The sequence below is a fragment of the Candidatus Protochlamydia phocaeensis genome (assembly GCF_001545115.1).
In the GTDB taxonomy this organism is placed as follows: domain Bacteria; phylum Chlamydiota; class Chlamydiia; order Chlamydiales; family Parachlamydiaceae; genus Protochlamydia_A; species Protochlamydia_A phocaeensis.
Genome location: NZ_FCNU01000023.1, coordinates 1 through 15,576 on the forward strand (window position 1 = coordinate 1; position 15,576 = coordinate 15,576).

14 protein-coding genes are annotated in these 15,576 nt (G+C 38.0%); 12 read left to right on the forward strand and 2 right to left on the reverse strand.

Annotated features, from left to right (window positions below; translation table 11 throughout):
- The 10 genes from BN3769_RS08720 to BN3769_RS08765 all read left to right on the forward strand — a co-directional run.
- Positions 1-1,094: RHS repeat-associated core domain-containing protein (locus BN3769_RS08720; RefSeq protein WP_195155566.1), on the forward strand; the 1,094-nt coding region annotated here is incomplete at its 5' end.
- Between the two features lie 27 nt (positions 1,095-1,121).
- Complete coding sequence (locus BN3769_RS08725) at positions 1,122-1,433, forward strand: hypothetical protein (RefSeq protein ID WP_068469656.1); 312 nt, start codon at positions 1,122-1,124, stop codon at positions 1,431-1,433.
- A gap of 9 nt (positions 1,434-1,442) precedes the next feature.
- On the forward strand, positions 1,443-1,811 hold the full coding sequence (locus BN3769_RS08730; RefSeq protein WP_068469657.1) for a hypothetical protein: 369 nt from the start codon (positions 1,443-1,445) through the stop codon (positions 1,809-1,811).
- A 667-nt stretch (positions 1,812-2,478) separates the two neighbouring features.
- Positions 2,479-2,820: an Imm40 family immunity protein gene (imm40, locus tag BN3769_RS08735; protein ID WP_068469659.1), complete on the forward strand. Its 342-nt coding sequence runs from the start codon at positions 2,479-2,481 to the stop codon at positions 2,818-2,820.
- 210 nt (positions 2,821-3,030) lie between these two features.
- Positions 3,031-3,423, forward strand: coding sequence for a hypothetical protein (locus BN3769_RS14480; protein WP_079989489.1), 393 nt, complete (start codon positions 3,031-3,033; stop codon positions 3,421-3,423).
- 319 nt (positions 3,424-3,742) lie between these two features.
- A complete protein-coding gene (locus tag BN3769_RS08745) occupies positions 3,743-4,069 on the forward strand; it encodes a hypothetical protein (RefSeq protein WP_068469661.1) in 327 nt (108 codons plus the stop codon).
- 6 nt (positions 4,070-4,075) lie between these two features.
- Positions 4,076-4,318, forward strand: a complete 243-nt coding sequence (locus BN3769_RS08750) for a hypothetical protein (protein ID WP_068469663.1) — start codon at positions 4,076-4,078, stop codon at positions 4,316-4,318.
- 259 nt (positions 4,319-4,577) lie between these two features.
- A complete protein-coding gene (locus BN3769_RS08755) occupies positions 4,578-5,096 on the forward strand; it encodes a hypothetical protein (protein WP_068469664.1) in 519 nt (172 codons plus the stop codon).
- Positions 5,097-5,353: 257 nt separating this feature from the next.
- Positions 5,354-5,659 carry an immunity 53 family protein gene (locus BN3769_RS08760; RefSeq protein ID WP_068469666.1) on the forward strand — a complete coding sequence of 102 codons (306 nt, stop codon included), beginning with the start codon at positions 5,354-5,356 and terminating at the stop codon, positions 5,657-5,659.
- Positions 5,660-5,816: 157 nt separating this feature from the next.
- Complete coding sequence (locus BN3769_RS08765; RefSeq protein ID WP_068469908.1) at positions 5,817-6,143, forward strand: immunity 53 family protein; 327 nt, start codon at positions 5,817-5,819, stop codon at positions 6,141-6,143.
- Positions 6,144-6,400: 257 nt separating this feature from the next.
- Here the strand turns inward: BN3769_RS08765 and BN3769_RS08770 are convergent, their stop codons facing one another.
- Positions 6,401-8,221 carry a hypothetical protein gene (locus tag BN3769_RS08770; protein WP_068469668.1) on the reverse strand — a complete coding sequence of 607 codons (1,821 nt, stop codon included), beginning with the start codon at positions 8,219-8,221 and terminating at the stop codon, positions 6,401-6,403.
- Positions 8,222-8,694: 473 nt separating this feature from the next.
- On the opposite strand from BN3769_RS08770, the gene BN3769_RS08775 reads away from it, so the two are divergent.
- Positions 8,695-10,854 (forward strand): DUF3857 domain-containing protein, encoded by a 2,160-nt coding sequence (locus BN3769_RS08775; RefSeq protein WP_068469670.1) that lies wholly within the window; start codon positions 8,695-8,697, stop codon positions 10,852-10,854.
- Positions 10,855-10,934: 80 nt separating this feature from the next.
- Here the strand turns inward: BN3769_RS08775 and BN3769_RS08780 are convergent, their stop codons facing one another.
- Entirely contained in the window at positions 10,935-12,449 is a 1,515-nt protein-coding gene (locus tag BN3769_RS08780; RefSeq protein WP_068469672.1) for a DUF648 domain-containing protein, read from the reverse strand.
- A 366-nt stretch (positions 12,450-12,815) separates the two neighbouring features.
- On the opposite strand from BN3769_RS08780, the gene BN3769_RS08785 reads away from it, so the two are divergent.
- Complete coding sequence (locus BN3769_RS08785) at positions 12,816-15,563, forward strand: NUDIX hydrolase (RefSeq protein ID WP_068469675.1); 2,748 nt, start codon at positions 12,816-12,818, stop codon at positions 15,561-15,563.
- Positions 15,564-15,576: the final 13 nt, after the last annotated feature.

Genomic DNA, 15,576 nt, shown 5'->3' on the forward strand with positions numbered 1-15,576 from the left:
ATCGCTACACTGCTTTTGGCGAAGAGACCATCCTCAATGCCAATGGACAAGACATAGCTGCTTCACAAGTCGGCAATCCTTGGCGCTATGCCAGCAAGCGGGTTGATCCGGAAACCGGCTGGATTTACTTTGGCAGACGCTACTACGATCCGGAAATCGGCCGCTGGACCACGCCAGATCCCTTAGGCTTTGCCGATGGCCCCAACCGCTATGCCTATTTGCACCATAATCCATTAAGCGCCTTCGACGCTTATGGATTATTCGAAGAGGATTATCAAGGAGATCCGGCCGACCATCCTATCTACGATCAGGATTTCGAGTATTTTGATACGTTCCATGATAAAGCAGAAATGGAAGCGACATGTGTAGGAGCCGCTCACGCTTTTTGGGACTATGGAATTTGCCAACTCCTCGGCATACAGGAAATGTGCTTTTTAAGCGGCCTTGATAGTTTAAATCTTTCTCAAAACGAAAGAGAACAAATCTTACAAGATCATCATAATACAGTAACAAATCAATGTGTAGCTTGCGAAGACTTCCTACAAGCTCATTTTGGAACGGAGCATGCAAATCATCCTGCCTATCAAACCTATCGCCAGGCCACTTTCATAGCACTAGAGGTGGGAAGCGCTATCTATGCTGGGTATGGTATTGCAAGAAGCCTAACGGGCGTGGCAAGATATGCATCCTTTGAAACATATAAACTTGTTAGTAAATCTATTGGCAAACAATCCACTTTTTCTTTGAAGGGGACCAAACAGTTAAACCATTTTCATCAAGCGGCCCGCAATTTAACTGCAGAAGGAAAAAACAATATAAGAATTTTACGCAATTGGGCTAAAAGTAAAGGTTGGAAGAGGTTCCCTAATGATGGACGACCAGAAAAATGGGGAATTTATATAGATGATAAATTCGAATGGAGACTTTTGATCAAACCCGAAGCTAGTAGTAGAGCAGGTTTAGAGCTAGGTAGCCAAATTCCAAGATTTGATGCAAGATTAGAAAAAGGAGGAAATTATTATATTAATCCTTTTACTGGGCAAATTGGTGGAGAGGAAATAGGAACACACATTCCTTTAGATTTTCCTTATTAATTTCAGATAATGAATTTATGGAGATTTATGCCTGACAGAATTGATTTGCTTATCTCTATTTTATTTGATAATGAAGCAAGAGAAGATGAAAGACATGATGCAGTGATGGCTATGGGAAAGTTTAATGATAAACGAGCCTTGAATGCTTTGTTAACCATCACACTTAATCCCAAAGAAGATAATATTATTTTAAGCTCATGTGGAGAATCTATTGCCCAAATTTGGATAAAACAGAATTCTTTTGATAAGATAGCTTATGATCAATTACCAAGTTTAGCTAAAACGGAAGCTGAAATGTATATTAGAAATAACAAACCGGAATGGACTAAATATATTTGAATATAAAAGATGCCAATTTTTCTAATTAATGTAACAATTCTAAAAAAAACTATTATACTAGAAGAAAAAGAAAAATTACTCGTCGGAATTTTATTTGATAAAAATGCATCTATTACAGAAAAAGATGATGCCGCCATGTATTTAGAAAAATATGATAGTGATTATGTTTTAAATGCTTTAATTAAAGCAGCTCAAGATCCGACTGAAAGTACTACTGTTTTGGAAACCTGTGGAGAATCTATCGGTTCTATCTGGGTAAGAAGAAATCAATTTGATGAGAAATCCTATTATTCTTTAGTTAAAGATGCTCGAGATGGCATTTATTTTGTAGTAGAGAGTAGAAAACCAGATTGGATCAAACAATTTGAGTTAAAATAAGAAATTTTATCATTTTTATAAAAACAAAGATCAAAAAAAAATTGCTCAAATATAAAGTGAATTAATTGCAAATTTTGACAATCCTAAATAGTTGTTGGAAGTACTAATAGTTAGAAAAGCTCTCATTGATCTACTGTAATTAGCCATCCAAGAATTTCGCTTGCTAGGCAATAGTCATGACGCCGAGCTTGGCGCGCCATTACATTAGAGCTAAATGGGCATTTGTTCGCTCCCCTGCACAATCATCAAGGGCATGTCGCTTGCCTGCTCGATGCTAAGATGAGCTTGGCAAGCTTATCGATACATCGCTTTTGGCCAAGAGCCTATCCTCAATGCCAATAAAAAAGAAATAGTCGCTTCACAAGTCGGCAATCCCTGACGCTATGCCAACAAACGAGTTGATCTAGAGATGAGCTAGATTTACTTTGGCAGATGCTACTATGATCCGGAAATCCGCTGCACCACCCCCATAAATTGATTGTAGATAATTAGGCTAAGTATGGTAGACAAGAATTAATTACAGGCCGAGATGGCATAGAGCGAATAAAAATTATCTTATCTGGTGGATATCAGGTAGAACTGGACATTTCGAGTGAATTATAGAAAATAATAAGACAATTAACCATAGATTGTTTATTGAAAATTAATTATACAACAAGAGTAAAAGATGATTAAATCAGAAATTAAACAAAAAATTTTAGCAAGAACAGTTTCTTTAGAAAAAATAGGGATTAGAGATTTGGCTTGGAATCAAGAAGACATCAAAAATTTAATTAATTCAATTATGTTTGATGACATTGGAATATTAGGAGGAAATGTTTATAAAATTGAAGATGAAAATATTATTCCTTTATCGGATAACTGGTCGTGTGATCCTAAAGCTAATGAAAAAAGAGAAGAATATTATTTAAGAAGTAAAATAGTTTCTAAGAAATACATTGAAAAATATCCAGTAAAAGACAATGAAATTATTCTATTTTCTCTCGTATTTACAGATGAAATAGGTTAAATTGAATCTTTATCAAGAAAAGGATCAATAGAACAAGCTCAAAGAATCATCCATGTAACTCCAGAGGTGTCGCTCTTCCACCCAATGCAAAATATCAAATTCCAAGTCATTAGAAAATGTAAATAGATCAGGAAGCTAAGGAGAATATGTGAACGGAAAATTTGTTGAAAGATTAAGAATTGATCCACCAATCGATCCAGGATTTAAACCATGAATATGAATTTCAATGATTTGCCTTGGCATGATGCTAATTTGCAATTTATTTTTATTGATAGACGAACCCCTGGTGAACGTGACATTGTTAGACTTTTAATAGATTGGCCAGAGGATAATAAATCTTCTATCCTTGAATTTAAGGATTGCTATGCTTTAACCGCAAATATGAATTTTGGTGTTATAGCCTGTGAATCCATTTTGACTGCGGAATGTATTTTTGATTCAAAAGAATTAAATTTTATTCGAGAAAAATGGTCAAAAGTAGGAGTCCTTCTCGATAATCTAAAATGCTTTAGAATAGAGACTAATTCCACGAATAGTATAATAAATATTTTTTGTTTGAATTTTGAAATATTAGACTCTTCTAATGAGAAAGAAAAGTTTTAGTTTTATAGGCAGTATTAAAACCCCTAGCTTGGCTCTTAAAAGAAGGAATTTAACATCCTCTGCAATCACCAGAAAGACTGTCCATACTTGATTCACGTAGCTTGTTTAGTCGAGCAGGCTTTTCCTTTATCTATGCCAATCGAATTTTAGTTTGATATTCCCTTGTAGAAGAGTAAATTGGTTACGAAGTTTATAAACGGGCTTTAAATACCTTGTTAACGCTTGCACTTAATCCCAAATAGGGGAATATTATTTTGAATTCATGAGGAGAATTTATAGGTTTGATTTGGATAAAAAGAAATCAATTTGATGAAATCTTATGAATCTTAATTTAGACGAGAATAAATTGAATTGCCTGGTGAAAACTTTATTAGATAAAACAGCTTCTATCTCAGAAAGAGATGATGCAGCAATAGATCTAGGTAATTTTGACAATGATCAAGCTTTAAATGCTCTTCTTACAGTTGCAAGCGATTTAAAAGAAGAGTATTCGATTATGGATGTATGTGGGGAATCAATCGCACAAATTTGGGTTAAAAGAAACCAGTTAGATCTCGTATCTTATAAAAATCTGCATCCCAATGCTCAGTACGAAGCAAAAATGTATATTAAAATCAATAAGCCTGATTGGCTTACATACCTTTGAGTTCAAATGGAGAAAAATTTTGAAGTCCGTTTATGCAGTGATTTAGACTATGAAGAAATGGTTGCAGATATAGTTCATAAAAATAATACATTTGCAACAGTTTCGCAAGAAAAAGGCATAGATAAGATGGAGATAGAAATATTTCCACCAGCTAAAAGTTCATCTTGGATATTTTATCTAGATGATCTAATAAATATTCTCCTATCTGCAAAAAAAAATTTAACCGAATCTAAAAAAATTGAAGAGTAAATAAATTAATAATTAGAAACTGTTGACAAGCAGGTGATCCCAGCCATTTCAATTCAATAAGAGAGCATTAGCTGTATTATTGAAAAGATAACTAGGCTGAAAAAGAAAAATTATTTGTTAAAAACCCTATTGACAAGGTTTTATCAGTAAGACTCTTTCCAATAGATAGAGTTAATCAGGTTGCCCTTTGAAAAATAGGATAAGACCAGATTGATGACTAATGACTGAGTTTTAATACACTCTCCTAGAAGTTTTATAGATGCAAAATGATAACGACTTTAAAATACTTGTAGCTAGTGATATAGATTATGAAAGATTAATCATCTTTTTTAAATACGATAGTAATACCATAGCAGTCCTAGACTGTGAACAGGGATTTGATGAAGCTAATATTAATTTTTTTAATTATGGGAAAGTTATTTTTCAGTTAAATTATAGAAATTTTATTGAAGTTTTGGAGCTAGCATATAATACTTTAAAAGGGTTAAACCAAACACATCTTCCCCTATCGAATCATTGCTCACCTATTATTGATACAAATAACTTTCAAGTTAGAAAGAGCGAATCTACCAACGATAAAATAGTTTTGATTCTAAAACATAGACAAAAAAATTTATTTTTTATAAGTCACTTTAAATTAACCAACGAATATCGAATTAATCTATTAAATGATAGTAATAAAATTGTATGGGATTTTGAACTTCAAAATTTTATTAAAAATTTAAAAGAATCCTATAAGGCATTAATTACAAACAATACTCCATTACCTCCTGTATAAGAATTAACTGAGAAAAGAAAATGGGAATTTTATAACAATAAATTTGACCTTGTCTCATTTTTATGGCCTACTCAGATTGCTTCAAAATTGAATCTGGAGGAGATTTGATTATTCAACTCTTGCTCACGTCAAACATCACCCCGTCATTTTAATAAAATTTTACAAGAAAAAGATGAACCTCACTACATGATCCCTCCTTGCGGTGGAGAGTTAGACCTGCTGACACATGGGAAATACCTAAATAAGGGAAATAAATCATGAATGATAATTTAATTTGGTTGTTAAAATGGTATTATAAGGAATGTGATGGAGACTGGGAACATCAATTTGGAGTCAAAATTGAAACATTAGACAATCCTGGTTGGAGCATTCAAATTAGTATTCAGGAAACTGATTTGCAAGATAAAAAATTTCAAGATATTGATAACGAATGCACAGAAAACGATTGGATTTTTTGTAGAGTTAGAAATGGATTTTTTGAAGGATATGGCGGACCATTAAATTTACCAGAAATCTTGCAGATTTTTAGGGAATGGGCGGAGAGCAATCAAAAGGAATCTTAAAATTAGATAGAAAGAGTTAGTTTGTGAATGAAGTTACCACAGTGCAGTGAAGACTTAAATTTTTACTGCAGAAACACAATAAATGATACATTTCAAATTGTCGATCAATTAGGTGACACAAATGGTTGGAGCAACTACCAGAACCATGGGAGATACCATGACAATAAATCAATTAGAACTGATACTATGGCTCCAAAACTGGTACCAACAATACTGTGACGGAGAGTGGGAGCATAATGAAAATATAACTATTCACACTATAGATAATCCTGGTTGGCATATAACCATAGATTTGGAAGGAACGCATTTTAAAGATCACTCATTTGAAAAAATAAAAGAAGAAAAAAGCCAAAATGATTGGTTTCATTGCTTTGTAAGAAATGGAAAATTTGAAGGAGCCGGAGGCCCTTGCAATTTAGTTAATATTCTTTATATCTTTAAAAATTGGGCAGAACATTGCCAATGCCACCCATCTCTAAACTGACAGCAAAGAATAATATTTAACATTTTATTCTTTGTGAGTTGCAATCCTATCAATGTTGCGGCTTTTTGTTCATTGTAGAATGTTTTAGAGGCTTGTCGTGAAAAAAAGTGTGAAAAATAGCAAAATGAATCTCTATATATTAAGATATCAAATACAGCTAAATAGCACTCAACCAACAGCTATCAAGCTGCCAATTGAGTGCCAGGATTAGCAATAGCTATTTCAGAGGCATTTACAGGCCTAAGAAGAGCGCATCCCTACTTTTTCAAATTTTCCAACTTCGCCGCCAATTTATCAATTTTCTCTTGAATTTTTATAGCCTGTTCTTGAGTGATATCTTGTGACTTAAGTTCTCTACGATATTTTCTTATCCTAGCTGCAATGTTGCGTTTTCTCTTATATTTCATTGCATCTGCAACCGCAGGCAGGCTCTTTTCCGTCTCATCAGCGAGGAGAAAAGGCTTATTTGAGGGCCGCTCGTCTTCTAGAATAGGCTGCCGGTCAGCTTTCTCTTCTGGGCTGATTTGCAACAACTCCATATACTCCTCTTTTTGAACGTCTTTTTCTCCCTCTTCAAAGAAACTGGTTCGTTCATTCCATTTTTCAGCTTCTGCCTCTTCTACCAAGCTTGCTATCTGCTCTTGTAGAATGATGGGATCGAAGTCTTCAATAGTTTCTTCTCTTTCATCAAGATCTAGAGAGGTCTTCAAACGAGTTTCTCTGCTTGGATTTTCATTTTCCGGCGCTTCCTTCTCGCCTTCTCCTGGCTCTAGAGGCGTATCAGTCCCTGCCTGGCGTACATGATTTTCACCGACAGTCTCCCCTCTCTCATCGCCAGAAGGCTCGTCTCTATCTCCTGGAAGTTGAAATGGATAGCCAGGCTGTTCCCTTTCTAGAGGCCGGGACGCTGACTGTTTATTATTACATGCAGGGAGGGGGTTAGACGATTGGCTAAGCCCGGGAGCCGGTGGTGGGCTATTCAAGCTATTTGATAATTGATTAAATCTAGCTAATCTTGCTAAATAGTTTTGCACTTCTTGCTCAGGATAGGAGATGGGAGCTTGTTCTTGGGAAGTAATAAAACTACCCTGTCTGAAAGACACTTTTTGTCCATTAAGAATATCTAGAATAGCTTGCTCCTCGTTTCCTCTTCTCCATCTCGCTCTATCTTGATAACCCACATTAACGCAGCTTTTAACAAATTCAGTGGCATCTTCCTTGGCTTGGTTATAAGCGGCGATTTTGGCATCAAGAGCCGCTTTCTCTTGAGCAAGCGCTAGCCTTTCCTGTTCGATAGCAGATGCTGTGGTACGAGAAGTTGGAGCCGGTTTTGAAGCTTGATTGGTTGCAGATTGTGCCGCCTTACTTAACCTGGAAATTCTGTGTGCAGATGGAATGGCATTGACCCCTCCATTTAAAGCACCAAAGAGGCCATCTCGTAAGATGTTATCCTCTCTTGATTCTCCTAAAGCTGCATCCGCTACCCGTTGAAGAATAGCAGTGGTAGCTCCTGCAAAGGTCCCTCCAATTACAATGCCTGAAGCACTCTCTCCGCCAATCGCATTTATTCCGGATCCGACCAAAGACACGCCTGCGCTGCTTGCGCCTGCTGCCAGAAGCTCTTTAGGCTTTAATTTTTTTTTCATTCCCCCTTCTATCGCTTTTAATGCCATATTCATACACCCGGCTGTAAGCGCATTCGATACGTTAGGATTGGTGGCACAGCCCAATACTTTATTAGTCGTATACCCCAGTGCTTTATTGACCCCTGATGAAACGAGATTAGTGGCAGCATACAAGGCCCCATTTGTAGCAGAATGAAGCCAACTATAATTTTTATTTTCTATCGTGCAAGAGACCTTCAAGGAACTCGTCCCCCAATCCACCATTAGTCTTCCTATCCATTCATATTTCGAATCTCCATGCATGCGTACGCACAGGCCCCCTATCGTCGCCAGGCTAAACATCCCAAGTGCAAACGCTCTGCGATTTAAGTTCACTTCATCAGGTTTAGTTCCAATTTTTGGCAAAATACCGCGTGGATCATATAAACGGAGGTCAGATAAATTGACATTCATAATTACCTTTATCAAAAAAGAATTTTTATAATGCTGTAAAAAAAATAAATGTAACGAGTAAATTTTAATAAAAAATCTAAATACGATCATTCACCAAACAGTTAGAGACAGTAACTCTAATGTCTGGTTAAAATTAGATTTATATAAGAGAATAAGTGAAAAAGGTGCCAAAGCAATTAAACAGATATTATTTAATCTAACTTTAGTGCGTACCTTTCCTTTGAAAGAAATTTGAGCGTTATACTATCAAATACATTATTTCATCGCAATTATCTTGTTTAATACTGATCTATTTCAATATTGAAATCATTTAATCTTTTATTCATAAAATGATTAGATTTTGACAATCCTCTCTTTATCAAGCAATGGCTATCAAGTTGCTTAAAATCAGGCATAGCAATAGAAGAGCATTTCATTTTTTTCATTCCTTCCTTATTCTGTTTAAGCACTATTCTTTAAAGTGAAGGTCTTATATGCCATTCCTTCCCCAGCTCAATAGCCTAAAAGATGATTTGCTGTCTCCTCTTCCTGACTGGATAGCTCCCTTATGGCCATTTGAAGGCGGACAATCCTGTTCCACGCAAAGCCGCATGATTTTGGTGGAGCATCAAATGCATTTGCAAAAAGAAGCTAAATATTATCGTTTGATTTATCGAATAGCCAACGATGCGGATGTGCAGCAGTTCTCTACATTGCGCATGTCTTTCGACCCTTCCTATCAGACCTTAAAGATCCATACCTTGCGCCATTACCGCGGGAATACCTGCCTAGATAAGCTGCAAACCGCTCATATCCGCCTGATCCAAAGAGAGCAAGATCTCGAACAGCATTTATATGACGGTCTTTTATCGGCTGTTATCTTCTTAGATGATGTGCGAGAGGGAGATTTCATTGAATACGCTTATTCCGTTGAAGGCTGCAATCCCGCCGTCAGCCCGCATTTTGGCTATGCTTTTTACCTAGGCTTTTCCGAATCCGTCGAGCACTATTTCATTCGCCTCATCGAACGGGATGGGCATCCCCTCTCTTTTTATCATTATTTGACTGATGTCAGGCCTGTCCTTAAGGGCAATGACAGCGGCAAGGAATGGCTCTGGCATTTATCTTCCCTTAAGGGCCTTCCCTATGAAGATGGCCAGCCTGTTTGGCATCAAAGCTATCCCTATGTCCAAATCTCTTCTTTTCCTGATTGGCAAACCGTTGCTGAATGGGGCCTCAAACTATTCCGGCTTTCTTCCCCTCGCTTAGAGGAATGCTGTTCGCAAGAGATGATCGAACTAGCCAGGGAATGGCAGCAGGCTTTCGCCTCAAAAGAAGAGCAGGCCTTATGCGCCGTCCGCTTTGTTCAAGATAAAGTGCGCTACTTGGGCATAGAAGACGGGATTAACTCCGTTACGCCAAGCGATCCGGTCAAGGTGTTTAAAAATCGCTATGGCGACTGCAAAGATAAGACCCAGCTATTGCGCATCCTTCTCGCCTTGCTAGAGATAGAGGCTTATCCCGTCCTGGTCAATTTCCATTTGTCCCATACCTTGCCCCATCATCTACCTTCACATGCGCTTTTCAGCCATGCCATTTTGCAGATTGTGATGAACGGAAAGACCTATTGGATCGATTCCACCCGTAGCCATCAAGGCGGCTCTTTGCCTGGCAATTATTGTGCCGATTTTCGCTATGGCCTGGTTTTAAAACCTGAAACAACAGCCCTGACTCCTATCCAAGCTTCCCTATTCGGCCACGCGGAATTTTTAACCACTTTCTTCCTCCAATCCGAGAAAGACACGTTAATGGAAGTCAAATCGATCTATAGGGGATTTGAAGCGGATTATATGCGGGGGTATTATCAAAGAACAGGGCAGGAAAAACTATCCCAGCATTATGAGCATGCCTACGCCAATCTGCTGGGCAATTTAAAGGCAGCGCGGCCGCTTGAGATCACAGATGACCGCGAAGAGAATATTTTTACGACAAAAGAATGCTATTCTTTGGAGAGTTTCTTCATCAAAGAGGACGAAGCAAGCACACTTGGTACAGCCAGTATCTTCCCCCATAACCTTCACGCTTATCTCACCACGCTCATTAATCCCGAGCGCACGCACCCGCTCTTCCAGTCTTTTCCCGTGCACCGAAAAGACGTCTATCAGGTGATCCGATCCGACCAAGAGTGGGAGCAAACCGAAGACGAGCAGCATTTTTCCAATCAGGCGTTCAGCTATTGGATTCGTTTAAAGGCTGATAAACAGACATTTATTTTTGATTTTGAATACCTCAGCTTATCCGATCACATTAAAGTGGAAGAGCTGTCCGAGCATCGCCAATTATTGACCAAGGCTTTAGAAAAGTCGGAATTCTGCTTTTCTATGGATTTTTCTGAAAGCAAAGTCGTGCCAGAGACAAAATTCGAAAAAGCAAAGCGGTTATTTATAAATGGAGTACTTGTTTGCTGCATCGCCTTCTTCGCTGTGCTAGCCATTGGTCAAATCATTCGGGGGAAAATAGATTCTTACAAGCGATCTGCACGCGTTCAAGAAGAATATGCCAAGAAAAAAGCCATCCAGGCTGCTGCCCCGCAGCTTCTTGAGGAGGAGAAAAAGGAGCTGGCTAGCGATGACTCAAGCCAGCGATCTCTTTAATCAGAGACCAAATGCTTGATCTCTCTTTTTATCAATAACAGTTTAGAAGGCCCATTCCCAAAGAAAGGGCTTAAAGCTGATTACGCTTGAATGTATAGGCCATAACCGTTGATTTTATCCAATTTGAAAAGGTGGCCTTTATCAATAAGGGCTCGGATAATACGGCGCAGCCAAATGTGTTTTTCTTGTTCTTCCTTTGAAGGTTTATTCGAATCAAAGCCAAGTTGATCATATTGGTTAAATAGATCTTCCTCCCTATCCAGCAGAAAATAGCGCTTCCCTTTTATGGAGGCTTGATCAGAACTTTCTTGAAGGAGCGTGTTGATTTTGGCAATGACCTGTTCTGCTGCCTGTCTTAAAGTCACTTTTTGCTTTTCCCATTTAACCCTTCTGTTTGTTTCATCCCACCCGATCCTTACGCTAATTTGTCCTTCTTCCGTTAAATTTAAATCTAAAGTGTCTACATCAACCTGGATAGGTTCTTTGCCTGTTCGAATCCCTTTTCTTTCATAGAACTCCCGTAATTGCTGATTCGATTCTAATTCTTTTAGCCTGCTTTCTTTTGCCTCCTGAATATCTCCTTCAGGCAGATTAACGACTTGCTTATTAGCTTCTTCTATTACAGTGCCAATTTGTTCTTCTGAGACGCAAGCGATTAAGCCTCGGCTGCCATTCCCTCCCCACGCCCTTTCGCCAGTAAAACCGGTCACCCCATTATCCATATGCTCAAGATCAATCAAACCCACTCGCCTAGAGCCTTGAAACTCCGGCGCCTCATTGAGAATAGGAATATTACGCCATGCCACATCATTGAATTGTGTTTTCGCAACAAAAGTAGCGAGCTGGCGGACTGTTTCATTTAACTGACTAGCCTGTTGATGATACAATTCCTCCTGAGCGCTTTCTGTTGGATTAAAATCAAGGGTCTCTTCTGCAATCAGCGTGTATTTAGCATTGTTAACTTTAATATCTACTTTTTTGGCATGGGGAATGATGAGCTGCCCGAGTTGATGAGTGAGGCACACCCCTTTGGCTTTAATCATATTGGCAAAACGCTCTTCACTAATAGCTTTTGCATCCAATAGTCTTCCGCCTCGAGCAACGGAGCGATGCGGCGGAGCCATTTTAAAAACAAGATTAGGAGCGTCTACTAATTTGAAGATTAAGTTATTTCCTCGGGATAGCCATACAAGGGTATCCTTATCCTCTATCTCATCTCCCCTTTCCTCAATTTGAGCCATTAAACGCTGAAGCTTCACGATGGTATCCGCAGGAATATTCATCCCCTTCTCTAATTTTAATTTGGGATCAATAATCTTAAAAGAATGAGTAGAACGCAAAATGAGCTTGGCCACTAACAGGAAGGTGGGAATAACCACTGTGAAATAAGAGACAACCTTGGCCACCCTAGCTAAAATAGACGAATCCGTATCAGCTAACACAGCCTTCTGTTTTCCGTCTTTCGTTTTGCTTTGTATGACGTGCGCTTTTTTTCCACCTAAATAGAAGTAATTATCAACTATCTCTAGAAGGGAATGGCTGAATGATCGGTCTGACTCTTCATATTTTATCGCAGTAAAGAAATTTATTCCCATTATCCTTGCCTTTGTTAATCTAATAATTATACTCAATATAAGTGAAAGTAATATAGCTGATTTTTATTAATTTAAAATTAAATTTACATAAAGAACAGCTAATTCTAACAATCCTCTTAAAGTCTAGGATCGATTATAAGGATCATTTTGTTCTATTATTTGCTACTGTGAATGAAAATAGATTAATCAATTAACATATCGAACATTTACTACAAAATACGCAAATAAATCATCACTAAATAATTTTAATTTAAAATATTCTAACATTAACAACATAATGTTAAAAGATATTATTTTATAATAATAAAACAAATTTTTTATTATAATTTAAATAGAACCAATATTAAATAAATCAAATTGGTCTATATGAATATAATAAATCCCTTATCTTCTTCATATCATGCAGTAAATGATTTTTCAAACTTATCAGCAAAACAAGCAGCTGCCGTTATTCTTGCCACAGGCGCAATAGCTTTATTAACTCTTCCTTTATTAGGTTTACCGGCTGTGGCAGTATTCCGCTCTTTAGTTAAATTATTTCAACCGACAGAAAAGGGACAAGATACAAGCTCTAAAATTCATAGAATAGCTGTGACTAAAGAGGATGCCGTGTTTACCTCTAAACCGCAACAGTCCAAGCCTCTCAAAGAAGAATTAGCTTCTCGAAAGGGCTTTTTATCCTCTCCGCAGTTCGTGGATCAAACGCCCGAAGGAAAAACAGCCGGATCGGAATCAGAGACAAAATTACCCGAACTGAATAAACCAAAGGCTCCCCTGTCCCAAACAATCCCGTCCAAAAAAGCCGTTCCAGAAAAAACCTCATTGGAAGCCAAAGTAGCAGAAAGCGGCATTCCAAAGTCGGATGAAAAAATAGCGGAAACAGAGAAACAGGAAGCAACGGAATCTGTCGCCACGGTAAAGATAGCCAAACCTTTCATAGAGAGCGCAGAGCTTAAGAAAATCAATCAAGACATCTTAGTTTTGCGAGAGCAAATTGAAAGTTTATCCCATCAATACACGAATGAGCCTATCGGGGCCCGTAAATTAGAGATCTTAGACGAAAAGCAGCAATTAATTGATCAGCATACAGAATTAACTAAAGCAAAAGTAGAATTTGTTAAGACTCATTTTCCAGATAATCCTATTTATGCCCTTGCCATTCCTCAAACGTTAAAAAAGGGAATGATCTTATCTACGGCAGGGAAAAAAGCAAAAATTGAGAGTTTAAAAGAGAAAGGGATTATTTTTAACCCTGCTCTTCCAGCGACAGGTCTTGATCCGTCTGCTGTATTAGGCCCATGGGGAATCAATGAAATGGGAGACCGAGGCATTTACTTCAGCGAAGGAGAGCCTGCCTATTTAGGAGATGAATACCCTATCGCTTTAGGCTGTCAATTAACAGATGATGCGTCCGGCATTTCCATCATGCCCCTATCGACCCTTCGTCACTTTGGATTTACCAATGAGCAAATTAATAAGGGCTTTGATCAGCTTCAAAAAGAATTTAATTTTTTACAACATGATGGCACCTACCCTTCTAACACGGAAATCATCTTTGTAAGAAATGACAATCTTTTGCAGTTAAGTAAGGAATATAAATTAAATATTCAAGGAGATGTCGTAAAAACCTCCGTTAATGGTCCCGTTCATAGTACCTGGAAGGCAAAAGAAAATCCCAACATTCAAGTGTTTAAGAAATCGGATTTCCTTCCTCCCAAAATGGGAAATGTAGACTTCAGTTCATTAAAAGAGGTCATTGGAGAAATAGCTTCTCGCCATGAACCGGAAAACCCTCAAATTAAAGCCTATTTCACAAAAATTAAAGATAAGGCGCTCAATGAAGCCCCTCTGAATATTTCTTTTATACAGGATGTGGGCTACTCTGTCGATCAGGGATTTGCTTTGCCCGTTAAAGCGGGAATTATTTTACAAGAGCCTGACGGTAGGATTTGGATTAGAAAAGTGGCAAACAACTTTGGAGGATATGCGTATTCTTTTCCTAAGGGAGGATTAGAGAAAGGGCTTTCTTTGCAGCAAAATGCGCTTAAAGAGCTTTATGAAGAAACGGGAATGCTGGGAGACATCCAATCGCTGTTAACAGATTATAAAAAGCCGAGTGGCATTGAGAGATATTATATTGCAAACCGGGCAGGAGGAACGCCAACAGAGGCCGGATGGGAAAGTGAATTCATGGTATTAGTTGAACCCGAAGAAGCAATCAATATGCTTAATGTTAAACACGATAAAAATATTTGTCACACCTTGATTGAAGCTAGGAATAAAAATAAAAGCCTTCCTTCTCTTTCGCTCAATGGTCCTGTTATTAAGCAAATCGACGATCAAGGCAGATGTATCGTCTTTGACAATCACTTGAATAAGAACATTTTCTTTAAGCCTCTTAGAGGCGGGCAAAAAGACATCGTGATAGAGGCAGAAATAGCCGCTTCTTCCCTAGCCAATCGCATGATGGGCAATTTGATTCCTGCGTCTTATCGAGCAGAAAGGAATCAAGTGAAGGGCCTAGGACAGGAAGCCCTCGACTTTAGTAAAACGAACTTGCCGGGTGCAATAGGAACCCCTGGAGCAAGCGATGAGAGGTCTTTTAATATCCAACAACTCACCCAACCCCAACTCGAGCAATTATTTGCTCATAGTCTAGTCGATTGGATTATATCAAATACGGACGTCTTTCCTCATAATTTTGGTATCGATAAACAGGGAAATGTCGTGGGTTTTGATAAAGGACAGGCCTTTAAATATTTTAAGGGAAGCCGTGTCCAAACACCGCATGCCGCTCTGGGAATCGAGTCGAGCCTTCCTACCCACCAGCCAAACTTTGATGACTTGCAAGAAGATAAAAGCGTTCATGTTCACGCCCTATTGAGAGATCAATTAAAAAGCAAGCAAGTCGCAATCGATTTTTCAGCACCCATTATTCAACAAACGATCAGCTCGATTAAAAATCTAAAAAAAGATGAAATAAAAGAGATATTTGGAAAATACGCGTCTTTAGCTTTTCCAGGTCAAGAGGAAGCATTTATTGATAGTGTCTGGGATCGGTGCCAAGATTTGGAAAGAGCTGTTAATCAATTTAAAACAAAATATAACCTTTAATTAATTATTTCTT

What these genes read in the sequence shown, in the direction of transcription:
- BN3769_RS08750 (WP_068469663.1), top strand. Translation starts at nt 4,076, where the DNA reads ATGGAGAAAAATTTTGAAGTCCGTTTATGCAGTGATTTAGACTATGAA.
- imm40 (WP_068469659.1), top strand. Translation starts at nt 2,479, where the DNA reads ATGATTAAATCAGAAATTAAACAAAAAATTTTAGCAAGAACAGTTTCT.
- BN3769_RS08765 (WP_068469908.1), top strand. Translation starts at nt 5,817, where the DNA reads ATGACAATAAATCAATTAGAACTGATACTATGGCTCCAAAACTGGTAC.
- BN3769_RS08725 (WP_068469656.1), top strand. Translation starts at nt 1,122, where the DNA reads ATGCCTGACAGAATTGATTTGCTTATCTCTATTTTATTTGATAATGAA.
- BN3769_RS08770 (WP_068469668.1), bottom strand. Translation starts at nt 8,221, where the DNA reads ATGAATGTCAATTTATCTGACCTCCGTTTATATGATCCACGCGGTATT.
- BN3769_RS08775 (WP_068469670.1), top strand. Translation starts at nt 8,695, where the DNA reads ATGCCATTCCTTCCCCAGCTCAATAGCCTAAAAGATGATTTGCTGTCT.
- BN3769_RS14480 (WP_079989489.1), top strand. Translation starts at nt 3,031, where the DNA reads ATGAATATGAATTTCAATGATTTGCCTTGGCATGATGCTAATTTGCAA.
- BN3769_RS08730 (WP_068469657.1), top strand. Translation starts at nt 1,443, where the DNA reads ATGCCAATTTTTCTAATTAATGTAACAATTCTAAAAAAAACTATTATA.
- BN3769_RS08760 (WP_068469666.1), top strand. Translation starts at nt 5,354, where the DNA reads ATGAATGATAATTTAATTTGGTTGTTAAAATGGTATTATAAGGAATGT.
- BN3769_RS08780 (WP_068469672.1), bottom strand. Translation starts at nt 12,449, where the DNA reads ATGGGAATAAATTTCTTTACTGCGATAAAATATGAAGAGTCAGACCGA.
- BN3769_RS08745 (WP_068469661.1), top strand. Translation starts at nt 3,743, where the DNA reads ATGAATCTTAATTTAGACGAGAATAAATTGAATTGCCTGGTGAAAACT.
- BN3769_RS08785 (WP_068469675.1), top strand. Translation starts at nt 12,816, where the DNA reads ATGAATATAATAAATCCCTTATCTTCTTCATATCATGCAGTAAATGAT.
- BN3769_RS08755 (WP_068469664.1), top strand. Translation starts at nt 4,578, where the DNA reads ATGCAAAATGATAACGACTTTAAAATACTTGTAGCTAGTGATATAGAT.